Origin of the sequence: Akkermansia sp. JRP_AM1 (genome assembly GCF_049262625.1) — a bacterium.
Taxonomy (GTDB): Bacteria; Verrucomicrobiota; Verrucomicrobiia; order Verrucomicrobiales; family Akkermansiaceae; genus Akkermansia; species Akkermansia massiliensis.
In genome coordinates this window covers 2,917,406-2,938,635 of sequence record NZ_CP118234.1, presented here as the reverse complement: position 1 = coordinate 2,938,635, position 21,230 = coordinate 2,917,406, and the positions used below count along the sequence as shown (strand labels likewise).

Annotated in this window: 22 protein-coding genes, 1 pseudogene and 1 riboswitch; of the genes and pseudogenes, 12 read left to right on the top strand and 11 right to left on the bottom strand. The window is 59.0% G+C overall.

The annotated features are described in order from the left end of the window. Window positions 1–76 precede the first annotated feature (76 nt). Complete coding sequence (locus PVA48_RS14185) at window positions 77–394, top strand: hypothetical protein (RefSeq protein ID WP_423231928.1); 318 nt, start codon at window positions 77–79, stop codon at window positions 392–394. Here PVA48_RS14185 and PVA48_RS14180 read toward each other — a convergent pair. Next, entirely contained in the window at window positions 351–917 is a 567-nt protein-coding gene (locus tag PVA48_RS14180; protein WP_102728222.1) for a hypothetical protein, read from the bottom strand. The two genes, PVA48_RS14185 and PVA48_RS14180, sit on opposite strands and share 44 nt — an antisense overlap. Window positions 918–1,013: 96 nt before the next feature. Between PVA48_RS14180 and PVA48_RS14175 the strand changes: the two genes are divergently transcribed. From PVA48_RS14175 to PVA48_RS14150, 6 genes are all read left to right on the top strand, one after another. After that, entirely contained in the window at window positions 1,014–1,535 is a 522-nt protein-coding gene (locus PVA48_RS14175) for a phosphoribosyltransferase (protein WP_146018197.1), read from the top strand. Window positions 1,536–1,652: 117 nt separating this feature from the next. Then, window positions 1,653–2,084: a hypothetical protein gene (locus PVA48_RS14170; RefSeq protein WP_022398274.1), complete on the top strand. Its 432-nt coding sequence runs from the start codon at window positions 1,653–1,655 to the stop codon at window positions 2,082–2,084. Between the two features lie 222 nt (window positions 2,085–2,306). Continuing rightward, the gene (locus tag PVA48_RS14165; protein WP_102728221.1) at window positions 2,307–2,774 is read left to right on the top strand and encodes a GyrI-like domain-containing protein; all 468 of its coding nucleotides are present in this window, start codon (window positions 2,307–2,309) and stop codon (window positions 2,772–2,774) included. Window positions 2,775–2,938: 164 nt separating this feature from the next. After that, entirely contained in the window at window positions 2,939–3,538 is a 600-nt protein-coding gene (locus tag PVA48_RS14160) for a GNAT family N-acetyltransferase (RefSeq protein WP_102728220.1), read from the top strand. Window positions 3,539–3,621: 83 nt separating this feature from the next. Further along, on the top strand, window positions 3,622–4,065 hold the full coding sequence (locus PVA48_RS14155; RefSeq protein ID WP_102728219.1) for a GNAT family N-acetyltransferase: 444 nt from the start codon (window positions 3,622–3,624) through the stop codon (window positions 4,063–4,065). Between the two features lie 165 nt (window positions 4,066–4,230). Beyond that, window positions 4,231–5,187, top strand: a complete 957-nt coding sequence (locus tag PVA48_RS14150) for an acyltransferase family protein (RefSeq protein ID WP_180975160.1) — start codon at window positions 4,231–4,233, stop codon at window positions 5,185–5,187. A gap of 39 nt (window positions 5,188–5,226) precedes the next feature. Here the strand turns inward: PVA48_RS14150 and PVA48_RS14145 are convergent, their stop codons facing one another. From PVA48_RS14145 to PVA48_RS14125, 5 genes are all read right to left on the bottom strand, one after another. Next, a complete protein-coding gene (locus PVA48_RS14145; RefSeq protein ID WP_102728217.1) occupies window positions 5,227–7,275 on the bottom strand; it encodes a sulfatase-like hydrolase/transferase in 2,049 nt (682 codons plus the stop codon). Between the two features lie 19 nt (window positions 7,276–7,294). Further along, window positions 7,295–9,223, bottom strand: a complete 1,929-nt coding sequence (locus PVA48_RS14140; RefSeq protein ID WP_215709535.1) for a family 20 glycosylhydrolase — start codon at window positions 9,221–9,223, stop codon at window positions 7,295–7,297. 133 nt (window positions 9,224–9,356) lie between these two features. Next, window positions 9,357–10,109, bottom strand: coding sequence for a PEP-CTERM sorting domain-containing protein (locus PVA48_RS14135; protein WP_102726304.1), 753 nt, complete (start codon window positions 10,107–10,109; stop codon window positions 9,357–9,359). A gap of 350 nt (window positions 10,110–10,459) precedes the next feature. Further along, window positions 10,460–10,903, bottom strand: coding sequence for a DciA family protein (locus tag PVA48_RS14130; RefSeq protein ID WP_102728215.1), 444 nt, complete (start codon window positions 10,901–10,903; stop codon window positions 10,460–10,462). Between the two features lie 73 nt (window positions 10,904–10,976). After that, window positions 10,977–11,210, bottom strand: a complete 234-nt coding sequence (locus PVA48_RS14125; protein ID WP_022398284.1) for a ferredoxin — start codon at window positions 11,208–11,210, stop codon at window positions 10,977–10,979. Window positions 11,211–11,286: 76 nt separating this feature from the next. Between PVA48_RS14125 and PVA48_RS14120 the strand changes: the two are divergent. Then, window positions 11,287–11,682: pseudogene (locus tag PVA48_RS14120) on the top strand (hypothetical protein); the annotation flags it as partial. A gap of 157 nt (window positions 11,683–11,839) precedes the next feature. Then, window positions 11,840–13,228 carry an apolipoprotein N-acyltransferase gene (lnt, locus tag PVA48_RS14115; RefSeq protein WP_423231927.1) on the top strand — a complete coding sequence of 463 codons (1,389 nt, stop codon included), beginning with the start codon at window positions 11,840–11,842 and terminating at the stop codon, window positions 13,226–13,228. On the opposite strand, the gene PVA48_RS14110 is transcribed toward lnt, so the two are convergent. Together PVA48_RS14110 and PVA48_RS14105 are read right to left on the bottom strand one after the other, a co-directional pair. Next, entirely contained in the window at window positions 13,201–13,944 is a 744-nt protein-coding gene (locus PVA48_RS14110) for a phosphodiester glycosidase family protein (RefSeq protein ID WP_102728213.1), read from the bottom strand. The two genes, lnt and PVA48_RS14110, sit on opposite strands and share 28 nt — an antisense overlap. Window positions 13,945–13,953: 9 nt before the next feature. Beyond that, window positions 13,954–14,856 (bottom strand): nucleotidyltransferase family protein, encoded by a 903-nt coding sequence (locus PVA48_RS14105; RefSeq protein ID WP_102728212.1) that lies wholly within the window; start codon window positions 14,854–14,856, stop codon window positions 13,954–13,956. 156 nt (window positions 14,857–15,012) lie between these two features. On the opposite strand from PVA48_RS14105, the gene PVA48_RS14100 reads away from it, so the two are divergent. After that, the gene (locus tag PVA48_RS14100; RefSeq protein ID WP_022398288.1) at window positions 15,013–16,329 is read left to right on the top strand and encodes a bifunctional UDP-3-O-[3-hydroxymyristoyl] N-acetylglucosamine deacetylase/3-hydroxyacyl-ACP dehydratase; all 1,317 of its coding nucleotides are present in this window, start codon (window positions 15,013–15,015) and stop codon (window positions 16,327–16,329) included. A gap of 289 nt (window positions 16,330–16,618) precedes the next feature. Here PVA48_RS14100 and PVA48_RS14095 read toward each other — a convergent pair whose 3' ends face one another. Then, complete coding sequence (locus PVA48_RS14095; protein ID WP_102728211.1) at window positions 16,619–17,563, bottom strand: PfkB family carbohydrate kinase; 945 nt, start codon at window positions 17,561–17,563, stop codon at window positions 16,619–16,621. A gap of 84 nt (window positions 17,564–17,647) precedes the next feature. Continuing rightward, a riboswitch (Fluoride riboswitch) is annotated at window positions 17,648–17,727 on the top strand. A 169-nt stretch (window positions 17,728–17,896) separates the two neighbouring features. On the opposite strand from PVA48_RS14095, the gene crcB reads away from it, so the two are divergent. Together crcB and PVA48_RS14085 are read left to right on the top strand one after the other, a co-directional pair. After that, window positions 17,897–18,265: a fluoride efflux transporter CrcB gene (crcB, locus tag PVA48_RS14090; protein WP_102728250.1), complete on the top strand. Its 369-nt coding sequence runs from the start codon at window positions 17,897–17,899 to the stop codon at window positions 18,263–18,265. A 9-nt stretch (window positions 18,266–18,274) separates the two neighbouring features. Then, a complete protein-coding gene (locus PVA48_RS14085) occupies window positions 18,275–18,625 on the top strand; it encodes a DUF190 domain-containing protein (protein ID WP_102728210.1) in 351 nt (116 codons plus the stop codon). On the opposite strand, the gene PVA48_RS14080 is transcribed toward PVA48_RS14085, so the two are convergent. Together PVA48_RS14080 and PVA48_RS14075 are read right to left on the bottom strand one after the other, a co-directional pair. Then, complete coding sequence (locus tag PVA48_RS14080; RefSeq protein ID WP_102722066.1) at window positions 18,622–19,782, bottom strand: iron-containing alcohol dehydrogenase; 1,161 nt, start codon at window positions 19,780–19,782, stop codon at window positions 18,622–18,624. The two genes, PVA48_RS14085 and PVA48_RS14080, sit on opposite strands and share 4 nt — an antisense overlap. Before the next feature lie 101 nt (window positions 19,783–19,883). Further along, window positions 19,884–21,179 carry a hypothetical protein gene (locus PVA48_RS14075; RefSeq protein ID WP_022398293.1) on the bottom strand — a complete coding sequence of 432 codons (1,296 nt, stop codon included), beginning with the start codon at window positions 21,177–21,179 and terminating at the stop codon, window positions 19,884–19,886. Between the last annotated feature and the right edge of the window lie 51 nt (window positions 21,180–21,230).

Sequence of the window (21,230 nt, the reverse complement as noted above, 5' to 3'; positions counted from 1 at the left end):
CGGTCTGGACGGGTGAGGTCATGTGCGCGCTGGCGGTCATGGGAATATGCTGTTTTTTGGTATTGCCCTCCTCGGCATGCTTTTGATCAACGCGGTTTTGGAAACGCGCCGGGCCAACGCCGTCCTGCACGCCCTGACGAATATGCGCCTGTTGTCCCTGGGGCCGTCCGCGGACGGCAACGGCGTCCTGTTCCGGCAGTGGAACGGGGCGGAACTGCGGAAAATCCGCCTTGTTGCCCATCGAGCCGGGCCGGAAGATCTGGTATTCCGCTACCGGTTCCCGCCAAACGGAAAACCGGAGCCGCAAGGCTGGCCCGCGCTTCCCGGGGCGGAAGCGGTCTGTGAGCAAATCACGCGCCTCTTTCCCGGCGTGTCCGTATCACGGCTGCCATGAACTCCGCTAGACGGTCGGCAGGTTCCCGTGAAGGCGCCGCCAGCAGGAAGAGAACCTGGCCGTCGTAAACGAGGCGGCAGACCCAGCAGGGAGCCGGATATTGCTGCCCCCTTCTTCCCCTGCGGCAGATAGTGGCGCCTGCATGCCTCAGCCGTTCCAGTTCTTCCCCGCTCAACGGTGTATGCTCGTCCACATGAAGCACGGAGCATTCCGACAAAAGCTCCGGATCATAGTCAAAAGCATCCCGGCGCAGGCCGAACAGCCTTTTTTCCGCATGCACCCAGCCGTTCCTGGCTTCATAAATCCTCTTGCCGAACCAGATGTCCAGCAGAACCGCCAGGATTCCCACGCTTAAAAACGGGGCGAAAAGGGAGAAAACGGCTCTCATGCTCTCTCCCATAACTTCCGGCTGGGGAGGAATGGAAAGGAAAACCCATGTAAAAGCGCATGCGCCCAGCCACAGCAGCGGAAGAATCACCAGGAGAAACCCTGAAAACATGCGGTAGTTCGGGATGCCGATCATCTCAGCCGCAACATACCGGAAGCATTTTCCGCCGTCAACCGTTCTCCTTCAAGGATTGATTTCCTTGTGGGAGAACGCTATCATGCTTCCGTTTCCATGACTTACACCATCACACCCCTGATTGGAGAGGAAGCCATCCGCGCGCGCGTCAAGGAACTGGCCGCCTCCATTGACGCGGCCATGGCAGGCAGGCCCTATATTCTGCTGTTGCTGCTGAACGGCGCCCTCCCTTTCGCCACGATGCTGAAAGGGCATTTGAAATCCCGGCCCGTGGTGAAAACCGTCAAGATCACCAGCTACGCCGGAATGGAACATTCCGGCTCCGTGGCATGGGATGGGGACTGCGGGCCGTTCCGGCCTGACGTGCCCGTTCTGGTGGTGGATGACGTGCTGGATACGGGCGCTACTCTGGCTGAAGTTTGCCGGGAATTGAAAAGGCAGGGGGTGCGGCAGGTTCTCACCGCCGTGGCCGTGGACAAGCACTGCTGCCGGAAAGTGCCTTTTGAAGCTGACTACGTAGGTTTTACGCAGGGAGATGAATTTCTTGTAGGCTTCGGCATGGACCTGGATGAGCGTTACCGGGAATTGCCCTACATCGGGAAAGTGGACATGGGCTGACAAATTCCCGAATTCATATTGAACAACCTGTTGAAAAAAAGTGTCCAAGCTAGTTGGAGCGGCAGAGCCATCCGCCGTCCCCGCTCAACAAGGGAAACCGGAAAGGAGAACCAAGACATGAAAATCAACAGGGCAAGACAACAGGAAAGCGTGGCCGTCTTCGGCCATGAAACGTCCCTCATCCGGGATGTTCTGGACAATCTGGAACTGGAACACGCGCTGACGTGGCTGCTGGAGGCCATCAGCCAGCACCAGTCCGGAGAATTGGAAAGCGAACCGTGGCATCTGTACCAGACCACGCTGTTTGCCATGTACGTGGACTATGACAACGGGAAGGTGCGCCTGTCCGCCGCCCTGGCATGCCACGATGCAGACCTGGAAATATCTCTGAAGGACTTTGTGGAGATACTGGGCCGGGAAGCCGCCAAGGAGGCGGACCCGCTCCACTATACTCCCGGCGCCCCCAGCAAGTGCATCCACCGCTACCGCAACCCGTATTTCAAGCGCAGGCGGCAGGAACGTGAGCCGGACATCGGGTTTTATTCCTGAGCCGGGGAGCGGCACGATGCCGTATCCTTTCCAATGGCCGGGTTCCGCGGGGAATCCGGCCTTTTTGCGGGCGTTCGTTCTACCGGGGAAACGTAGGGGAAGGGCCGTGAAAAACCCGGTTTATACTGTTGCCGCAATGGATGCAGGGCAGCATGTTCATTACTGGGCGCACTGGTTCAAGCGGGCAGGGAAAAACGGAACTTTATTAGGAGAAAAAACGGCATGTCAAAACCGGCAGTGGAAATAGTGAACCTGGGGGAACAGGCCATCTGGGGAATAGGGAGGCAATCCGGCGATCAAACGATCTCCGCGGATATCCATGCCCTTTCAGCGGCTTATCATTCCCTGGCTTCCGTGCCGCGGGGAAGCGTGCTTCCCTTCTTTGTTCTGTCCAGAAACTATGATGGCCGGAATGGTTCCTTTGAACTATTTGTGGGCGGCACACTTGAAAAAGACGGGCTGGAGCAGGCGTTTCTTCCCCCCGGGGAATATGCCGGAATGACGGTCAGGCCCCGGCTGGGATTTTTATGGGGCGCGGCCATTGGGGCCGCCAAAAGGTACTTTTACCAAAAATGGCTCCCGCAGAGCCCATACGGGACCCTGAACATGGAGTACGAACTCCATACGGAAAAAAGTATTCGCAGCCATCCTTCCATGGACATCTTTTTTGCCGTTAAAAGGAAGGAATAACGGAAGAACCGGCGGCTGGAAGCTGGCGAGGCACATTATCCGGCTTTCTTGTCGCCGGGCCGTGTTTTCCCTGCCGGAGGCGCCAACATTGACAGTTGCCTGTGAAATAATTAGAATGGCGGCATTGGGCCCAGGGAGATCAATCGGAAAAGACGGGGAGCAGGATGAAAAATCATCATACCATCAGGATTGCGACAAGGCGGGACGCGGCAAAGCTGCTTGAAATTTATGCTCCGTATGTGGAAAAAACAGCCGTCACGTTTGAATATGAAGTACCGGAGGTACAGGAATTTGAGGAAAGAATCGGCCATGTGCTGGAAAAATACCCCTTCCTGATTTGCGAAAGGGAAGGGGAAATTGCCGGTTATGCCTATGCCGGCGTTTTCAAGAACCGTGCCGCGTACCGCTGGGCCGTGGAAACGACGGTTTACGTCCGGGAAGACCGGAAAAAAATGGGCATAGGGCGGGAATTGTACGCAGCGCTGGAAAAGATTCTTTCCTTGCAGAATATCCTGAATCTAAACGCCTGCATTGCCTGTCCGGAGGCGGAAGACCCCTGGCTTGGGCGGGACAGCGTGCAGTTCCACGAACGTTTGGGATATCAATTCGCAGGAAAGTTTCATCAGTGCGGGTACAAGTTCGGCCGCTGGTACCATATGGTGTGGATGGAAAAACATCTGGGAGCCCACCCGGACAATCCTCCCGCAGTGAAAACCTTTGATGAAATAAGGGGCCTAGTTGCGGAGCAGTACGGGATTTTGTAAAGGTCCGGTCAGGTAGGAGTGCTGCCAATGCGCAAGCACGCCAAGGTATGGCCGGTATTAATGAAGACAGCTTTTAGTGGAATATGAGAATCATTGAAATCCAGGAAGGAACTACGTTGCTGATACGGCAGCTCATGGAACTGTGGGAAAAATCTGTCAGGGAGACGCACCTGTTTTTGCCGGACAGCGAAATAGAAAATATTAAGGAATACATTCCGCAAGCATTAAGAGAGATACCTCATCTGATCGTTGCGGAGAACGAAAACGAATTTCCTGTCGGCCTGATGGGGATTGGCGGCCAGAAACTTGAAATGCTGTTCATTGCAAGCGAAGAACGGGGGAATGGCCTCGGTAAGAAGTTGGTGGAATATGGAATCGAAGCTTATTCCATCAATGAATTGGCCGTGAACGAGCAAAATCCGCTCGCCAGAGGTTTTTATGAATACATGGGCTTTCAAGTCCATAAAAGAACGGCCCATGACGAGCAGGGAAACCCTTACCCGCTCTTGTACATGAGATTGAATTGACACGCCGCCAGCTTCCCCTTCGGCATAAGAAAGCAGGTATGGGAAAACGCCTGTTTCATGCGTGCCTGTTGTGAAAGCATTTGAAAGCCTTGCGAACGACAGGCCGGTTATTCACATAATAAAAATAGTGCTTTTTCAGAGCGATCATCCAGAATGGGCACCGTCATGACCATCTCCCCCTTATCCGGCGCAGAAGTCCGCCCCCGTTTGCCCTGGGTGGAGACTGCGCGGCTGCTGGCAACGCTGGTCGTCGTCATGCAGCATGTGCCTTCCGGCCCCTTTCTTCCCAACGAATGGCTGATCGGTCCGGCGCTGGCGACGTTTTTCCTGCTGGCGGGATATTTTTCCGCCTCCCGCCTGGAGGGGAGCGGGGCTGGAAAATGGACGGGCGGGCGCCTGCTGTCCCTGCTGTGGCCGTACCTCTTCTGGTGTGCGGCCTACTGGCTGGTAGCGGGCATGTCCCTTTCCCCTGGTTCGCTGGCTTCCGTGTTCGGGGCGGGAACGTGTCCCCTGCTGACCCCGATGTGGTTCCTGCGGGACCTGATGATTTTTACCCTGGCGGCGTTCCTGCTGCACCGCTGGCGTCCCGCGCTTTACGCGCTCGGCCTGTTCTGCCTGTTCCTGCACCGGTGGGATGACACCCTGGCGTGGCCCAGTCCCTATATGTTCGGGGACTTCGTGCTCGGCATCATGCTGGCGTCTTCCGCACCGGGTTGCCTGGACCGCTGGGGGAAGATGCCCCTGGCCGTGCACGCGTCCATTATTCTGGCCTCTGCGGCCCTTGTCTGGGCAAGCTGTGCGGATACCTTCCTGGTTCCGGACGTCGCTTTTTCCGGACTGATTGTTCTGGCCTTCCTGAGCTTCGGAATAGTGGCCAGGGCCGTCAGCCCCGCGCTGTCGGAACGGCTGGCGCGGTGGTCGTCCGGCAGCTTTTTCGTGTACTGTTCCCACATCTTCGTGCTGATTGCCCTGACAGGGGTGGAAACGTGCTTCCCGTCCCCGTGGGCACCCTGGGTTTGGTGGTGTCTGGTGCCTGTCGTGTACATGCTGGCACGGGGCGTTTACCTGTTCCTCAAACGGTATTTCCCGCGTGTCCTCGTCCTGGTGACCGGGGGAAAATGAACGTAGGGGCGGCGGCGCGGATGTCTCCGCCCCATCCGTTCAGGGAGCTGCCATGCGGAAGGCCTGGACCGGAATGGCCTCTTTCCTGCCGCCTTCCCTCTGCCAGAATAGTTCGGGAAGCCCGGGGAAGCCTTCCGTTTCCACCAGCAGGGGATGCCAGCCCTTTTCCAGCGGGATGGGCTTCAGCCCAGTTTTTCCTGCATCTCCTTCCGTCGTTCCTTCCCCCATGGAGGAGGATACCTCCGCGCCGGGCTTGTAGCCGTATTCCGCATCCAGCAGATGCGCGTCGTGCAGCCTGACGAACGCTTTAGCTCCCTTTTTCGCCGGGGTTTTCATGAAGAAGACGTATTTCCCGGTTTCCGGAACGTTCAGATAAAGCTCTCTTTTCATGCTGCCGTCCTTCCGGCGGACGCCCTGGGAGGACTGCGCCGTCAGGGGAACCAGGTTGCCGGGCATTTCCTCCTTCCGGAGGGCCGGAACAGGTTCTGCATCATAGGGCCGCTGGGCAAAGGTGCCGCGCACCGGGTGGGTATAATCGTAAACGCGCCTCATTCTCAGCACCTTGTCGTGCATGATGGGTTGCATCTTTTTCCCTTCCGGCGTGTCCTTTAGGTCATGGCGTTCCGCCGGGTCCTTCGCGGTATCGTAAATTTCAAACGGATCCGCATGGGACTGGATGTTGGTACGCACCCCCTTGTATTTGCCGAGGTAGACCATCTGCTGGTCGCCCCGGACGGCGTTCCTCCTGGACGGGAGAAAATCCTGGTAGCCGGGCGTCGTCGTCTTGTTCCGGGACATCTTGGCGCTGTATTCCATGTACAGGCGGCTGTCCGGCTGGGTTCCCTTGTTCAGCAGGGTGGGGAGCAGGGAAACGCCGTCACTCCGGAAGGGAGCCCTGACGCCGCCGATGGCGGCCAGCGTAGCCATCCAGTCGTGGAACTGGGATGGATGGTCGCTGACGGAACCGGTCGGAACGCGGCCGGGCCAGCGGACGATGGTGGGAACGCGGAAGCCGCCTTCCCATGCGTCCTGTTTGATGCCGTCAAAAGGCCCGTAATTGCGGAAGAACTGCGGATTCTGGCCGCCTTCGTCATGCGGGCCGTTGTCCGACGTCATAATGATGACGGTGTTCCTGTCAATGTTCAGGTCCTTGAGAGTCTGGATGAGGTCTTCAAAGGAATCGCTCAGCCGCGCGATCATGGTGGCGTACTTCTTCTGCGCCATGGGCCATTTCTTGTCCGCATACCGCGGATAGATGTAGGAGTTGATCTTGCCCTCCGCGGTATTCACCAGCTTGTGGGGCTTCCCGATCCATTGCACGCCGCCCTTTACGCCGCGGCCTTCCGGATAGGGGCCGGTGGGGATCTGGAGCTGGGAGTGGGGGGCTACGTGGGTCAGCGCCAGGAAGAAGGGCTGGCGGGGATTCTGGCGGTGCGTATCTATAATCCATTTTTTGGCGCGGGCCGTCAGCAGGTCCACGGAGTACGCCTTGTCGCAATCCGCCGTGACGCACTTGTCCCCGTCCCAGATGCCGCTTCTCTTGGTGGGGGAAATGGGATTGGGGTCTTCCTTGGGATAATGGTGGTGGCCGCTGACGTGGTCCAGGTAGCCGAAGTAGTAGTCAAAGCCGCGTTTGGTGGGGTAGGCCGTGGATTCCTGCGGAGTGCCCGCGTGTTCCGTTCCTCCGCCTATCCCCCATTTGCCGATGAGGGCCGTCCTGTACCCGGCGGACTGCATGACGGTGCCGAGCGTTGGGGCCTGTTCGATGGGCAGGTCAAAGGACCTGTCCCGGATCACCTTGGCATGCCCCTGGTGCACCCCCGTGAACAGGGAGCTGCGGGCCGGGGCGCAAAGCGGGGCGGAGGAATAATGGCGCGTCAGCGTCATTCCTTCGCTGGCCAGTGTTCTCAGTCCGGGATTGTCCATGGCGGGCAATCCCTCCTTCATGCGCTGGTCCTGGTAGGAAGGCAGATCCCCCCAGCCCATGTCGTCCATCAGGATCAGGATGACGTTGGGCCGCTGGGCGGCTGCGGTGAAAGGAATTGCCAGAAGGACGGCCAGCAGGGGAAGCAGGCGTTTTTCTTTCATTTCAGCAAAAAATGGAATCTTACTTTGCAGGCCCGGTCTTGACGGAATAGCCTGGATCGGCAATCCAGCGTTCTCCCGATTTTTTCACCGGAATAAAGCTGATGCCCCAGGACTGGAAGCTGCCCGTATACGGCTGTTCAATCAGGATTTTGTTTTCTCCGGCCTTCACCTGGAAGGGAACGGGGGGACGTGCCCACCAGAATTCCTCATTGTCAAAGGGTATTTCATTGGCGGGGGAATTCCAGGTGTGCTTTTCATAACGCCGCTGTCCTGCCAGCTTGTAGGTCTGGGGATTTTTCACTTCCTTTCCGTTCACCCATATTCTGGTGCCGCACTGGGACCATTCCCCGGCTGCCGGGACTCCGGAACAGCGCCGCGTGGAGCGGGCCGGAGCGTCGAACCCCACCATGGCGTACATGGTGCCCGCCCTGGGCGCGTAAAAAGTCGTCTCCGCCCAGGCGGTGTTACCGGGCTTTGCTTTGGAGAACAGGCCTTCCGCTCCCGCACGGGAGCGGAAGTACAGATTGCCGCCGCGCGCCTGGACCGGCTCCAGCCCCGCAGGGGATTTCCCCGCCAGCAGGCCGTTCCTCACTTCCTCCTGCCTGTCCTTCTGAACGGGGCCGAACACGGTCCATTCCACAAAGGAATCACGCCAGTAGGGGAAGGGCTTGTTTCCGGCCAGGGCTTCCATGCGTTTCTCAAACAGGGAGAAAGCCTGGTAGGCCTCCGTATCCTTCTCCGGCAGTTTGCCGGCAAAGCGGGAGCCATCCTCCGGAAGGCCCTTCCAGCTGCGTTCAGCCATGGCGAACATGGCGGGCCACTGGGGGCTCTGGATGGGGATGTTCTTCTTGTCCTCCACCCGGGTATCCGGCCACAGGCACTGGATGACGCCCAGGGAGTGGTCGTCGCTCTTTGCCGTTCCACAGGGCTGGCGGAAGAAATTCCTGCGCACCAGAATGCCGGGGTCAAAGGAATTGATGTAGCCTGCCGTGGAATCAAAATAGGGATTCTTCTGCTTGGCGGGGTCCGGCAGTCCTACGGAATTCTCGTCATTCCACAACTGGGCGTAGCTGTCTCCGGAAACGGGCAGGTCATTGTTGCCCGCCCACTGGATGGGCTGGCGGCCCAGAGATTTGACCTTGGCCGCCATCCGGTCCGCAAACTGCTTCCCGTTGGGGATGCGGATTTCATCCGCGCCGATGTGCAGGTAGGGGGACATCTCCACCGGAATTTCCCGGCAGAACTCTTCCAGCAGTTCCTCCAGAATCTTGATGCCCCTGGGATCGTGCATCGGGAAGCCGAAGCAGTTCTTGAAATAGGTGCTGTGCCCCGGCATGTCGATTTCCGGGATGATCTGGATGTGGCGCTTCCTGGCGTAGCGGAACAGGTCCCTGATCTGGTCGTAAGTGTAGGTGTCGTTGACGTCCCGGCCCTTGATCCTCTTGGAAGGGTCATTCAGCACAGGGTACTTCTTGCACTGGATGCGCCATGCGGGGTAATCCGTCAGGTGCCAGTGGAAGGCATTCAGCTTCAGCCGGGCCATTTCATCAATGTCCGCCTTGAGCGTCTCAATGGACCGGAAATTGCGGCCTACGTCATGCATGAAGCAGCGGATGGCGAACGCCGGGCTGTCTTTGATGTCGCAGCATGGATAATCCCCCCCGGCTCCCAGCTGGTCCAGCGTCCTGCGGGCATAAAAAACGCCTGCGTCCGTGGCGGCCCTGATCAGGATGCCGCCGGGGCGGACCTGGAGCTCGTAGCCTTCCTTGCCCAGCGTCTTGGCCAGAGCCGCGTTCTTTTTCACGGAAACAGGAGCCTTTTTGGGGCATGTCCCCGTCTTCCAGTCAACATGGGCCGGGAAGGGAATGAGGGCTGCCGGAGCGGCTTCTTCCTGCTGGAGTGGATGCGGGGAAGTCCAGTCTCCATAGGAAGAGGGGGAACAGAGCATTAAGCCTGATACCAGCAAAAGGAGGGAAGGGGATAATCGCATAATATTACTACACTTAAACGAGGAACTGTCTTTCATCAAACTTAAAATGAAGCAAAATTCCGGACTTAGGGATGTTCCGGTTTCTGCCGCATTATCTCCTCTTTCTCCTCAGGCACAGGCTTCCCAGCCCGAGCAATGCGGCAGCAGCCGAGGAAGGCTCCGGAACCGTGAGGCCCTCCATGCGGAAATTTTTTACGGCAAGCTCGTTGTAAGCGTAGCTGTTGTCGAGAACGTCGGTATTCATCACCAGATAAAAAGTGGCTCCCTGGTCAAACAAATTGCTGTAATCGTCTTTGGAAATTGTCCAGCTATAGGATTTGTTGCTGACGTCTCCCGCCGAACCGGAAATCGTAGACCCAACCTGGAGAAGAGAATCTCCCTCTCCTCCCAGACTGTACCACAGGCTGAAATTTTGAGGCTGGCCCGTCCTGTTGGTTTCGAAAAGGCCGCCTGTATCAAAGGAAATCCTCAGCGCTTCATATCCGGATATGGCGTTGGAGGACAATTCATGAAATTTGACGGCCGTAAATCCGCCTCCTGCGCCGTTGGCGGAAATCAGATTGGTAGCGCCATCCGCCGTCACGGAGGCAAGCGTACCGGTATCTCTATTCTTATTGCCGGAATACCATCCCGCATCCAGAGAGCCAAGGACGGATTGAACGGCGCTTGCGGAAGGCCCTCCGTTCGTGATCAGGGCGCCTCCGGAGGAATAATCGATGCGGGTGATGGAGGTTTTCCCCATCTTCAGCTCCGGAATAATTCCGTCAAGGGAACTCCACGCCTCCGCTCCGTGTGCCGATAGAACTGCCGCTGCGGGTAATGCCAGGAAAAAGGACGTTTTCATTTGTATGTAATTTCTGTTGGAAAGCGGAAAGGCCGCTCCGCACTGGCGCGAATTCCGCTTTATTCGCCATGAAACTACAGAATTTGCAATCCGCTAAAGAAACAGCAACAGTAAAAAACGGGCAATATTCTGACAATAAATGAATGATAAATATATCTAACATTTTGTTTCCCGCTATTTCCCCGCTGGAAAAACAAGAGGCGGTGCCCGGGAAGGTCCTGACCATGAATCAAGCGAGGGAAAAAACCGGTTGACAGCGGATTGCAAATCCCTGAAACGTATTCCAATACCTGTTAGTGCGATGAAAATCAGGTGATTGGCAGCAAGAGAAAGCCTTGCTTCACGCGGAATTACCCTATCCGGATGCGGATGGAATGAACGGCATCCTTGCCGAACTGGTCCTTCAATTTTCCCAGCAGGGCGCCCTGCCACTGCTGGAGGTGGTAGCGCATGGCCGGCTGAAGCACCTGGATGGTGGCAACTCCCTTGACGATGGAAAGCAGGTTGGATTGCTGGCCCAGGAATGGCCCCGCGGCTTTCAGCCAGCCTTCCCGGAGCAGCTCGGGGTCCATGCCTTCTCCATCCAGGGGGAGCTTGGACAGGATGTCTCCCAGCAGGGACTCCGCCGTATGGAGATTCCGTGTTTCATTGGTGGAGGGAGGAACCTGGAACCAGTCCGCCAGCGCCTGCCTCACCTCCTGTTCGTCACGGGAAAGGTATTCATACCGGGGCGGGGAGGCGTTGGGGTCCGGACGGTCCCTGTCCGGCATGTAGGGAGACCAGGGAGAAGCCATGAGTGGAAAATAAAAGCCCGGAGTGTTGGATGTCAACAGCCCCGGGCGGTTAAAAAATAATATGGAGAATATATTATTCGCCGTCGTCGCCGATAGCTTCCACGGGGCAGCCTTCCATGGCTTCCACGCAGGCTTCCTGTTCGGTTTCGTTGTCCGGCTGCTTCTTGACGTAGGAGACGCCTTCGTCGTCATCCCGTCCAAAGTTTTCCGGAGCCGTTTCGCGGCAAAGGTCGCAATCAATGCAGGAGCTGTCCACGTAAAACTTGCCGGGGACGTTTAGAGGTGTTTTTTCGTCGATGTCTGCCATTATGTATATGGGTTGTATGAACTGCGCCCACTATTTCCGCATTTGAGCAAATTTTGCAATCTTTTTTGTTGCAGGAATGAGTCAGCATGAGGAACAATGCCGCCATTCCCGTTCCTGGAATAAAAGGCTTTTTACGATGAATCCCGTTTCCCCTCCCACTCCCCGTCTCCTGCCCGTCTGGGCGGGCCTGCTGCTGGCTGCGTTTTCCGGCGTTCTGATGGCCTGCGCCTTCATTCCCGTGGACTGGGGAGGCTGTGTCTGGATAGGTTTTCTGCCGTTGCTGACGGCGCTGTGGTACGGCCGCCGCCGGGAGGGGAAAAAGGGAATCCTGGCGTATGCCCTGTACGGCTGGATGTTCGGCGTGGTGTTTTACGGCATCTCCTTCTGGTGGGTCAATGAAGTCAGCACGCTGGGCTATATTCCCCTGATGATATTTTACGGCGGCCTGTTTCCCGGCATCTGGGCGCTGGTCATGGGCGTGTTTTTCCGTCCGGACGCCCGGCCGCTGCCCGGGGCGCGGCAGACGGTGAAGGAACGCAGGGCGGCGTGGAAATCCTGGGCTGTGGGGGACATGCTGCCCAGCGCTTCCGCCGCGCTGGGGGGCGGCCCTGTGGGTGTGCCTGGAATGGGTGAGGGGCTGGCTCATACCGGGCTTCGGCTGGAACAACCTGGGCGTGGCCCTTTACGGAAATCCGCTGGCCCAGTGGGCGGAATATGCGGGGGTAACGGCCCTGGCCTTCCTCCCTGCCGTCTTTTCCGTCTGGCTCTGGCGCGTCTGCCGCCGGGCCGGAACCATGGTGGTCCGTGAAGGCAGGCGCACCGTTCCGTGGGACTTTTTCACGCTGGTGGCGGTTCTCTTAATCATGTTCGTCACCGGCGTGCTCTGGACGGCGCGCTACTCCCCGCAATCCGCCGCAGCCACGGGGAACGGCAAATTCACCGTTCCCGTCATGACCGTGCAGCTTAACCTGAGCCAGAAGGAGAAATGGGACGCGGCCAACCGGGGCGCCATTTACCGGGCTCTGCTGGACACGACGGAGCAGGGGATGCTGGACCTCCAGAACAGCGTCCTGGAACAGGCCGCCAAAAACGGGACGGAAGCCTCCCTGAACATGCCGGCCTGGGTAATCTGGCCGGAGAGTTCCTTCCCCATTTCCACGTTTTACCGCGATTCCACGGGGGAACGCTTTCCGAACCAGGACAACGTCAACTTCCTGAGCGTGGAGGAGGACTACGTCCAGGCCCTCCGGAACGGGATATGCAATTTCATCCTGCTGACGGGCACGGATGACATTTACCTGTCCGATGAAGGCCGCGTGGCGCGGGCCTACAACTGCCTCACCGTCTTTGAAGGGGACTACTCCACGGCCAGGCCGCACGCCAAGGCCATGCTGGTCCCCTTCGGCGAATACATCCCCATGCGGGAAACCTTCCCGTTCCTGGAAAAGGCCTTTGAAGCCTCCGCCGGAACGGCAATGGGGATGAACTACACGCCGGGAGCCTCCTCCAGCCCCGTGCCCGTGCCCATGCGCCCGGGGAGCTCCGCCACGGTAGGAGTCATTCCGCTGGTTTGCTTTGAGGACGTAGTGGGAAGCTGGGTGCGCCGCTTCGTGCGGCAGGAACCCCAGTTGATGGTGAACGTCACCAATGACGGGTGGTTCAACCGCTCCTGCGCCAATGAACAGCATTGGCGCAACGCGGCGTTCCGGTGCATTGAGCTGCGCCGTTCCATGGTCCGGGCCGCCAACACCGGCGTCAGCGTGGCGCTGGCTCCCAACGGCGCGGTTATCGCGGATTTGAGGGATTCCTCCGGTTCCCCGTTCACCAGGGGGGTAATGAACGCCACGCTGCCCGTGGGCTGTACGGAAATGACCCTGTACGCCCTGTTCGGGGACTGGGCCATCCTGGCCTGTTTCCTGCTGTTTGCGGCTCTTCTCCTGCGCAGGATGAATGAGGGAAAGAGAAACGCCGGACCCGTGAAGGACGGCGTTTACCGGCGCGGCGCTACGCCCAGGTAATTCCTGACCTGCTTGAACGCGGGGTAGGAAATGCCGGACTCATGGCACCAGAAGGCAGAGGAAGAGCCTCCGTCCAGATTCAGGGCCGTCTTTACCCGGAAATTCCCCAGTGCGCCGGGGGTCGCCAGCCACTCCGCCAGTTCCCTCAGGGTGACGGAGGAGGATACGCCGATGCACCACCGCTTGCCTCCGTCCGTGGCGATGAAGGTGCGGTAGGTGGATTTCCGGGCGTTGAGCCCCTTGACGGCTGTGCCGTTCTCCACCAGGAAAGGCCCTCCCTGAATGGCCGCCTGCATGGCGGGCAGTTTTTTCATGCGCTTTAGCGCGGAGCTGCGGATGAGGAACAAGCCGTTCTTTCCGTTGTCATACACCACTCCGGACACGGCGAAGGAGCCCGTGGCCAGCGGAGAGAGGCGCTTGCCGTCCTGAACGACGAGGCCCAGGGGAGTTCCCTCCGCATCCGCGCCGAAGAATCCGCCGTTGACGCCTGCCGAACAGGGGCTCTTGCGCATGGCCTTGTCCAGGGAGCCGTACCGGGGCGCCCGGACGCTCCCCTCATCCCGCACCAGAAGGCGGTGCGTGTCAGACTGGAAAAAATAGACGTTCAGCTTGTCCCGCATGGACAGGAAGCCGTCTTTTCTGGTGAACACGCGGTGCTCCGCCTGGACGGAGCCGCAGAAAAATAAAAGGAGAAGGAGAAAACGCAGAAAAGGCATGGTTGACAGTCAAAGGGATAGATGAAAAATCCGCCGTTCCGCACAGGTGCCTGCGGGCACGCGGGCGCCGGGCCAGACGACGCACTCCCTGAGGCGGCAGCCTTCCTCCACGATGGCGCGGGGGCCGATTACGCTGGCAGCGTCCACGGAGGCTCCGGAAGACACTTCCGCCCCGGGATGGATGCGCGGAGCAGGGGAGGGAAAGTCCAGATGGGCCTGGATATAGGCCTCCGGCGTGCCCATGTCCATCCACAGGCCGTCGTCCGCCAGCACGCCGCGCAGGCGCCCCTGCCGGATGTAATCCAGAAACACGGGGATGATGGAAACGATCTCGCGGGGAGGGATGCGGCCGAACACCTCCGGCTCCATGCAATAGGCTCCGGTAAACTGGCAGGCGCCCGGATCGCGCCCCAGGGCGTGCCGCATATCCGTCACCTGGCCGGAGGAAAAATCAAAACCCACGTTCCTCTTGTCCCCGGAGGTCCGCAGGGCCAGCGTCACGGCGGGGCGGTGCCTGACATGGTCCTCCATCACCCGGCGCAGGTCGAAGGTGGCTGCCATGTCCCCGTTAATCACCAGCAGGGGTTCTTCCGCGGAGGCCAGGGGTTCGATCTTCTTCACCCCGCCTCCGGAATCCAGCAGCACGGGTTCATGGCTGAAATGGACGGGGCAGCCGTTCCAGGAGCGTTCCGGGAACGCCTGGTCCCAGGCTTCCGCCAGATGGTGGGTATTGATGATGAACTCCCGGATGCCGCAGTCGTAGCAGCGGCGCATGGAATGCAGCACGAGAGGCTCATGGAAAAAGGGAATCAGCGGCTTGGGCAGCACGTGGGTAAGGGGCCGCAGGCGGGTGCCCAGCCCGGCGCCGAGGATGAATGCGCGGGAAATGCCGGGACCTGCTGTGATGTGCATGCAACATGACTAACGGGAGAAAGGCGTTTTTTCAAGCGCCCTTTCTCCGCTCCCTCTCCGGATGACACGCCGGAATGCCCTCCTTTCCCTGAATTTACAGGAAAATCCGTGATTTCGTGCTTTCCAAACGGGAGCTCATTCACTAGCATTCCCCGCATGGCATGTGGAAACCAAAGAACTGTCGGCTCTCCGGCCTCTCTGGCCGGTACCTCTTTGCATACGGGACAGCCCGTTACCCTGACCCTGAAGCCGGCCCCCGCCGACTTCGGCATTAAATTCCGCCGGGTGGATATTCCGGACCAGCCCTTCATCAACGCGGACGTGGAGAAGGTGCAGACCGTGGAGCGCGCCACCAGCCTGGCGGAAGGCTCCGTCAAGGTACACACCGTGGAACACATTCTTTCCGCCCTCACGGGCATGGGCATTGACAACGCCGTCATTGAAATGGACGCCAACGAACCGCCCATCGGGGACGGTTCCTCCGCTCCCTACGTGGAACTGATCAAGAGCGCCGGCATTGTGGAACAGGAAGTGCCGCGGCGCTATCTGGAAGTGCGCGAGGCCGTCACCATTGAAACCAAGGGCGGTTCCATCCTGACCATTCTCCCCTCCAAGCAATTCCGCGTCTCCGTCACCTGCGTGGGACCGGAAAACCGCATCACCCAGTACTTTGACGCGGTCATCACGCCGGAAACGTATGAAAAGGAACTGGCCCCGGCCCGCACCTTCACGTTCTACGAGGACATCAAGCCCCTGCTGGAAAAGGGCCTCATCAAGGGCGGCAGCCTGGAAAACGCCGTGGTCATCCGCGGGGAGGAGCTCATGAGCAAGGAGCCCATGCGCTTCATCAATGAATTCGCCCGCCACAAGGCCATGGACCTCATCGGCGACCTCAGCCTGTGCGGCAAGCCCATCCTGGGCCACGTGATCGCCATCAAGCCGGGCCACGGCCCGAACACCGAGCTGACCGCCAAGCTGAAGAAGGAACACCGCCGCAACCAGCAGATGGCGCCCAATCCCGTCAACGTGCCGTACGGAGACGCCGTGCTGGACATCAATGAAGTGATGAGCCTCCTGCCGCACCGCTATCCCTTCCTGATGGTGGACCGCATCATCGGCTTTGAAGGGGAAACCAAGTGCCGCGGCCTGAAGAACCTGACGATGAACGAGCTCTTCTTCCAGGGCCACTTCCCGGGCCATCCGGTCATGCCGGGCGTCCTGCAGCTGGAAGCCATGGCCCAGGTCGCCTCCATCGTCATGCTGCGCCAGCCCGGCAATGCCACCAAGCTCGGCTACTTCATGAGCGCGGACAAGATCAAATTCCGCCGTCCCGTAGTCCCCGGCGATACGCTCATCATTGAGGCGGAGCTGACCAAGATGCGCGGCAACATCGGCCAGGCCCTCGGCCGCTGCCTGGTGAACGGCCAGGTGGTATCGGAAGCCGAACTCAAATTCGGCCTCCAGGACATCTGAACCGGCTGATACCGGCCCCTGTCTTTATGGAACCCCCGGCCCGTGCTCGTCACGCCGGGGTTTTCCATGTCCTGCATCCCGCTTGGCCGTTTTTCTCCTGGCCCCTCTTGGAAATAAGGGCCTCCCGGCCCTTATGAAAAAGGCTGCTACGCGCATGCAACAGGGAAAGCAGAAAAGCCAGAGCCGGCTTCACTACGGAGACCGGAACCAAACCCCGGCAATTTGACGAATCATGAGGGGAAGGAGTTCCTCATTCCCAGGGGCGGCGGAGGCACCTCTATCTGCCGCATCAGCAAGACACGCCGGGCAGACGGCACATCTCCGCATACTCTTCAAGGCGCCGGCGGAAGGTTTCCTCCGTCATGGAAAGGAGGGCGTCCGCGGAAAAGGACTCGCAGGTGAAGGAGGCCGCCACCGTGCCGTACACAATCCCCCTCTTCACTTCCTCAAAGGATGGAAGGACGGGGGGCAGGGTGGCCAGGTAGCCGGCCAGCGCCCCCAGGAACGTATCTCCCGCCCCGGTGGGGTCCACCAATGTTTTCAGGGGATAGGCGGGACAGCGGAAAATTTGCAGATTGCCTGCGGAATCCCGCCCCAGAAGCGTGGCGCCGTATTCCCCCTGTTTCACCACGGCATATGCGGCGCCCTTGGAAAGCAGGAATTCCCCGGCTTCCAGCACGGTGGACGCCTGGGCGTACTCCTTCGCCTCGTCCTCGTTCATCATGGTGATATGGGAGCGGCTGATGACGGCGTCCAGCAATTCCGGCTGGCGGCGCAGCCACTTGTCCATGGAATCGGAAAGCACCAGTGCCGCGTCCGGGCACTGTTCCATGCACTTGAGCTGCTGGGCCGGAACCATGCAGCAGCACACCAGGACGGGATGGTTACGCAAGGACTCCGGAACGTGCACGTTCCATTCCAGCATCACGGCATCATTGGCGCAGACGGTCCTGCGCTTGTTCATGTTGTCAAAATATTCCCCGGTCCAGGAAAAGGAAGGACCCTTCTTGCGTTCCACGCCGTCCATGCACAGCCCCTTGGCCGCAAGGGCTTCTTCATAATGGGAGGGGAAATCCTCTCCGATGATGCTGACGGCGTCCACCCGGTCCGCAAAAAGCAGGGCGGCCACCGCCGCAAAGGACACCGAGCCGCCCAGAACTCCCTCCGCCCGGTTGCGGGGAGTGAGGATGGTGTCTATTCCAATGGTTCCGGTGACAAGGAGGGGCTGGGACATGGAAAAAAGGAAATACGTATTCAAACGCCGGGATCAAGAATAAAAGGCTGGAGATATGGAAAAAACGGGTTATTTTACCTGTACGCGCTTAAAGGAAATGAGGCTCTTCCCTGGGAACGCACCCTAAACCGCCTGCACGGCAGGCTGATGGCTTCTGTATCACACCGGATGCAGAAGCTTTGTATTCGGTGAAGGACATCCCCATACGAACATGAACGCCTTTACACCAATTTCCTCCGCCTTCTGCCGCCTTTCCCGGCAGCATCCGGCAACGGCATCCCTGGAATCTCGCCCGGAGTCTTATTCCCGTTCAACCGGAGAAAAGCCGCTATGATGAAAATACTGCTGATGGTCGGGCTGGGAAGCTTTGCGGGCGGCGTGCTGCGCTTCCTGCTGACCCGTTTTGTCCAAATCAACTCCATGAGTTCCTTTCCATGGGGAACGACGGCGGTCAACTTGCTGGGATGCCTGGTCCTTGGCGTTCTCTACGGGCTGTTCAGCCGGGGTCTGCTGCTGCATACGGAAACGCGGCTTTTTCTTACCGTAGGCCTGTGCGGCGGCTTCACCACCTTTTCCACGCTGATGAATGAATCCTTCCTCCTGTTGAAGGAGGGGAACTTTCCCGCCTTCTTTCTTTACACCCTCCTCAGCTTTGCCGGAGGGCTCATTGCCATTGGCCTGGGATACCTGGCCGCCAGATAAGAGACAATCATGAACACTCCGGAAGAAAACCTCATGCTGCGCATCTACGTCAGCAGCACCGACACCGTCAGACACGTACCCGTCCACGAGGCCGTAGCCTACGCTACCCGCCGCTACGGCATGGCGGGCTGCACCGTGTACAAGGGACTAATGGGGGCCGGGCGGCATACGCGCCTGATGAGCCCCACATTCTGGGAAATTGTCGAGAAGGTGCCCGTCATCATTGAAATCGTAGACACCTCAGAACGCATTGAAACGTTCCTGGGCAAAATCTCCTGCTGGCTGGACAGGCTGCCGCACGGCTGCCTGGTGTGCACGCAGCCTGTCCGCGTTTATCCTGTCGGCGGTACCCGCTCCTAGGAATAGGACTTTTCCAGGATGCTGACGACGTCCGCCGGAGTGAACTTGCAGCGGTCCAGCTCAAACAGGTTGCCCATGGTGGAAAAGGCCGTTCTGGCGTATTCGTCAAACAAATCCGGGGTAATGCCGAACTCGGACATCTTCAGCTTGTCCACGCCGCAGGCCTCCTTCAGCTTGTTCAGGCCGTTCAGGAAGCCGTCCACGGAAGCTTCCTGCCCCATGGCGGCGGCTACCCTGGCGTAACGTTCCGGGCAGGCGGGGGCATAGGCTTCATGATAGGCCCAGGAAATCATGATCAGGCCCGCGCCGTGCGGGAGAGCGGGATGGAACGCGCTGAGGGCGTGTTCAATGGAGTGTTCCGACGTACAGCAGGAAATGGTCTCCACAAAGCCGGAATAGGTATTGGCCAGGGCGACGTAGGCGCGCGCTTCCAGATCGTCCCCGTTGCTCACGGCGCGGGGAAGGTATTTGGCGATGTATTCAATGGCCTGTAGCGCGAACATGTCCCCCATGGGAGAGGCAATCGTGGCCATGTACCCCTCCACGGCGTGGAACAGGGCGTCAAAGCCCTGGTAGGCCGTCAATTTGGGCGGTACGGAAAGCATCAGCTCCGGATCCACGATGGACATGGTGGGGAAGGTGCCCTTGAAGCCGAAGCCAATCTTCTCCTGCGTATCCTCCTTCGTGATGACGGTCCACGGATCCGCTTCCGTTCCAGTCCCTGCCGTGGTGGTGATGCAAACGATGGGAAGGGGCTTGTTGGGAATGGGAAGGCCCTTGCCGGAACCGCCCTGGATGTAATCCCAGTAGGTTCCCGGATTGGCAGCCATCACGGCGATGCTCTTGGCGGAATCCATGCTGCTGCCTCCGCCCAGGCCGACGACGAAATCACAACCTGTCTCCCTGGCAAGCGCGGCGGCCTCCATCACGTGCTCCACCACGGGGTTGGGCTGCACCTTGTCGAAAACGACGCTCTCCACTCCCTGGTTCTTCAACAAAGCCTGCACCCGGTCCAGATACCCGAGCCGCCTGACGGACGTGCCGCCGATGACAATCAGGGCCTTGGCGCCGGGCAGGGGAGCGGAACCAAGATTGTCCAAAGAACCCGCGCCAAAGAAAATTTGCGCGGGCATGAAAAATTGAAATGGCTGATACATGGCCCTACTGTATAAAACAGCGGCTCCGGACGTCAAGGATGCTCTGTGCATTCCATCAACTCCGGAGCCGCCGTGCAGGCAACAGCCTTTACTGAAAAGCGTTATGCGTCTTCAAAAAAATCGTCGCTCCGGGTGGGGTCCGGCTTGGGCGGCTTCGGCACATCCGTGCCGATGGCTCCGGGATCGTCCATTTCACGGCTGGTCGTGATCGTGGTGGGCGGCGTCTTCCTTCTGGGAGGCCGCACCGCGGGACGAGGGGAGGCTGAAGAGGAGGAGGAAGAACCGTCCGCCATGGTTTCATCTTCCGAGGAAGCGATCATACTCTTCATGCTCTGGACCAGCTTGTCCCGGAGGGTGCGGATACCTTGTTCCCGGCGCACCGGGTCTACCGTCGTCCGGATCAGCGTCATCATGTTCCGCGTGGCGTTCGCCTGGTCGCCCAGGTCAAAGCAATCCAGTTCGCAGCGCCAGCGCAGGCGGTCCAGGACGGAGGAATCCTGTTCGTCAAACTCGTCTTCGGACGCATTGGCAATGCGTCCCTGCATGCCGGACTTCTTGCCGGTGGAAATGGCATGGCTTACCTTGCCGAGAGCCACTTCCATGGAAATTCTCTTGCCCCATGCCTGCCGGAGGGCGGGAAGATTGCGCGTCTTGCGGTATCCCGTGAAGAAAAGCTTGTCGAAAATCTCGTCCCGGTTTTTCATGGAATCCGGAAAGGCCTTGGAAGACATGCTGCCGATGCCCAGGGCCTCCCCGACCTCCGTATTCAAAACGGATTGTTCCGCAATGCGGGCTCCGGCTTTCCCGGCTCCCCCTCCATTGTTATTTTTGGAAGAAGTGGAAGAGGGATCGACAAAATCAGGGTCGGAGCAGGCGGCCAGGTAGGCGTTCAGCAAATCCATGGCCGGCTTCTGGAACTCCGTAACGTCCAGAGTCTCCTCCTCCGTTCCGCCGGTGGAGCTTGACGTGGCGTTCATCAGGTTTTCCTTGAGGCGGGCCTTGAGGACGAGCACGCCCCACTGGTATTGAAGCATCAATCCCTTACGGGCATTCTTGTCCTGGTATTTCTTGGCCTCGCGGTCCATCCAGTCCTTCAGGGAATTGGAGGCAATCTTGGCGCTCTTGCCCTGGCTCTTGTCCTTCTCCTTTTCCGCTTCCATCAGGAACTTTTTGGACTGGATCAGCAGGTCGTACGCGGCGCTGGGATCCCTGCCGGCGGAATTCAGCTTGCTGATGGCGGCATTGATCACCTTGGTTTCCGCAGACCTGTTCAGGGCGAGCAGGTTATCCAAATCCTTGATCACCTTCTTCTTGGCATCGTTATCCATGTGCTGCGCATAACAGAGGGAGCCCAGGCTGAGGCCTCCGATCACGCAAAGAGAGACGAAAGTATTCATGCTTTTTTTATTATGACGGATGAATGACGGTCTGGCAAGAGAGAAGCGAGG

What these genes read in the sequence shown, in the direction of transcription:
- PVA48_RS14105 (WP_102728212.1), bottom strand. Translation starts at nt 14,856, where the DNA reads ATGCACATCACAGCAGGTCCCGGCATTTCCCGCGCATTCATCCTCGGC.
- PVA48_RS14075 (WP_022398293.1), bottom strand. Translation starts at nt 21,179, where the DNA reads ATGAATACTTTCGTCTCTCTTTGCGTGATCGGAGGCCTCAGCCTGGGC.
- PVA48_RS14100 (WP_022398288.1), top strand. Translation starts at nt 15,013, where the DNA reads ATGGCATGTGGAAACCAAAGAACTGTCGGCTCTCCGGCCTCTCTGGCC.
- PVA48_RS14140 (WP_215709535.1), bottom strand. Translation starts at nt 9,223, where the DNA reads ATGCTCTGTTCCCCCTCTTCCTATGGAGACTGGACTTCCCCGCATCCA.
- PVA48_RS14155 (WP_102728219.1), top strand. Translation starts at nt 3,622, where the DNA reads ATGAGAATCATTGAAATCCAGGAAGGAACTACGTTGCTGATACGGCAG.
- PVA48_RS14085 (WP_102728210.1), top strand. Translation starts at nt 18,275, where the DNA reads ATGAACACTCCGGAAGAAAACCTCATGCTGCGCATCTACGTCAGCAGC.
- PVA48_RS14175 (WP_146018197.1), top strand. Translation starts at nt 1,014, where the DNA reads ATGACTTACACCATCACACCCCTGATTGGAGAGGAAGCCATCCGCGCG.
- PVA48_RS14135 (WP_102726304.1), bottom strand. Translation starts at nt 10,109, where the DNA reads ATGAAAACGTCCTTTTTCCTGGCATTACCCGCAGCGGCAGTTCTATCG.
- PVA48_RS14150 (WP_180975160.1), top strand. Translation starts at nt 4,231, where the DNA reads ATGACCATCTCCCCCTTATCCGGCGCAGAAGTCCGCCCCCGTTTGCCC.
- PVA48_RS14185 (WP_423231928.1), top strand. Translation starts at nt 77, where the DNA reads ATGCTTTTGATCAACGCGGTTTTGGAAACGCGCCGGGCCAACGCCGTC.
- PVA48_RS14080 (WP_102722066.1), bottom strand. Translation starts at nt 19,782, where the DNA reads ATGTATCAGCCATTTCAATTTTTCATGCCCGCGCAAATTTTCTTTGGC.
- PVA48_RS14170 (WP_022398274.1), top strand. Translation starts at nt 1,653, where the DNA reads ATGAAAATCAACAGGGCAAGACAACAGGAAAGCGTGGCCGTCTTCGGC.
- PVA48_RS14165 (WP_102728221.1), top strand. Translation starts at nt 2,307, where the DNA reads ATGTCAAAACCGGCAGTGGAAATAGTGAACCTGGGGGAACAGGCCATC.
- PVA48_RS14160 (WP_102728220.1), top strand. Translation starts at nt 2,939, where the DNA reads ATGAAAAATCATCATACCATCAGGATTGCGACAAGGCGGGACGCGGCA.
- PVA48_RS14125 (WP_022398284.1), bottom strand. Translation starts at nt 11,210, where the DNA reads ATGGCAGACATCGACGAAAAAACACCTCTAAACGTCCCCGGCAAGTTT.
- PVA48_RS14180 (WP_102728222.1), bottom strand. Translation starts at nt 917, where the DNA reads ATGATCGGCATCCCGAACTACCGCATGTTTTCAGGGTTTCTCCTGGTG.
- PVA48_RS14145 (WP_102728217.1), bottom strand. Translation starts at nt 7,275, where the DNA reads ATGAAAGAAAAACGCCTGCTTCCCCTGCTGGCCGTCCTTCTGGCAATT.
- PVA48_RS14095 (WP_102728211.1), bottom strand. Translation starts at nt 17,563, where the DNA reads ATGTCCCAGCCCCTCCTTGTCACCGGAACCATTGGAATAGACACCATC.
- PVA48_RS14110 (WP_102728213.1), bottom strand. Translation starts at nt 13,944, where the DNA reads ATGCCTTTTCTGCGTTTTCTCCTTCTCCTTTTATTTTTCTGCGGCTCC.
- crcB (WP_102728250.1), top strand. Translation starts at nt 17,897, where the DNA reads ATGAAAATACTGCTGATGGTCGGGCTGGGAAGCTTTGCGGGCGGCGTG.
- PVA48_RS14130 (WP_102728215.1), bottom strand. Translation starts at nt 10,903, where the DNA reads ATGGCTTCTCCCTGGTCTCCCTACATGCCGGACAGGGACCGTCCGGAC.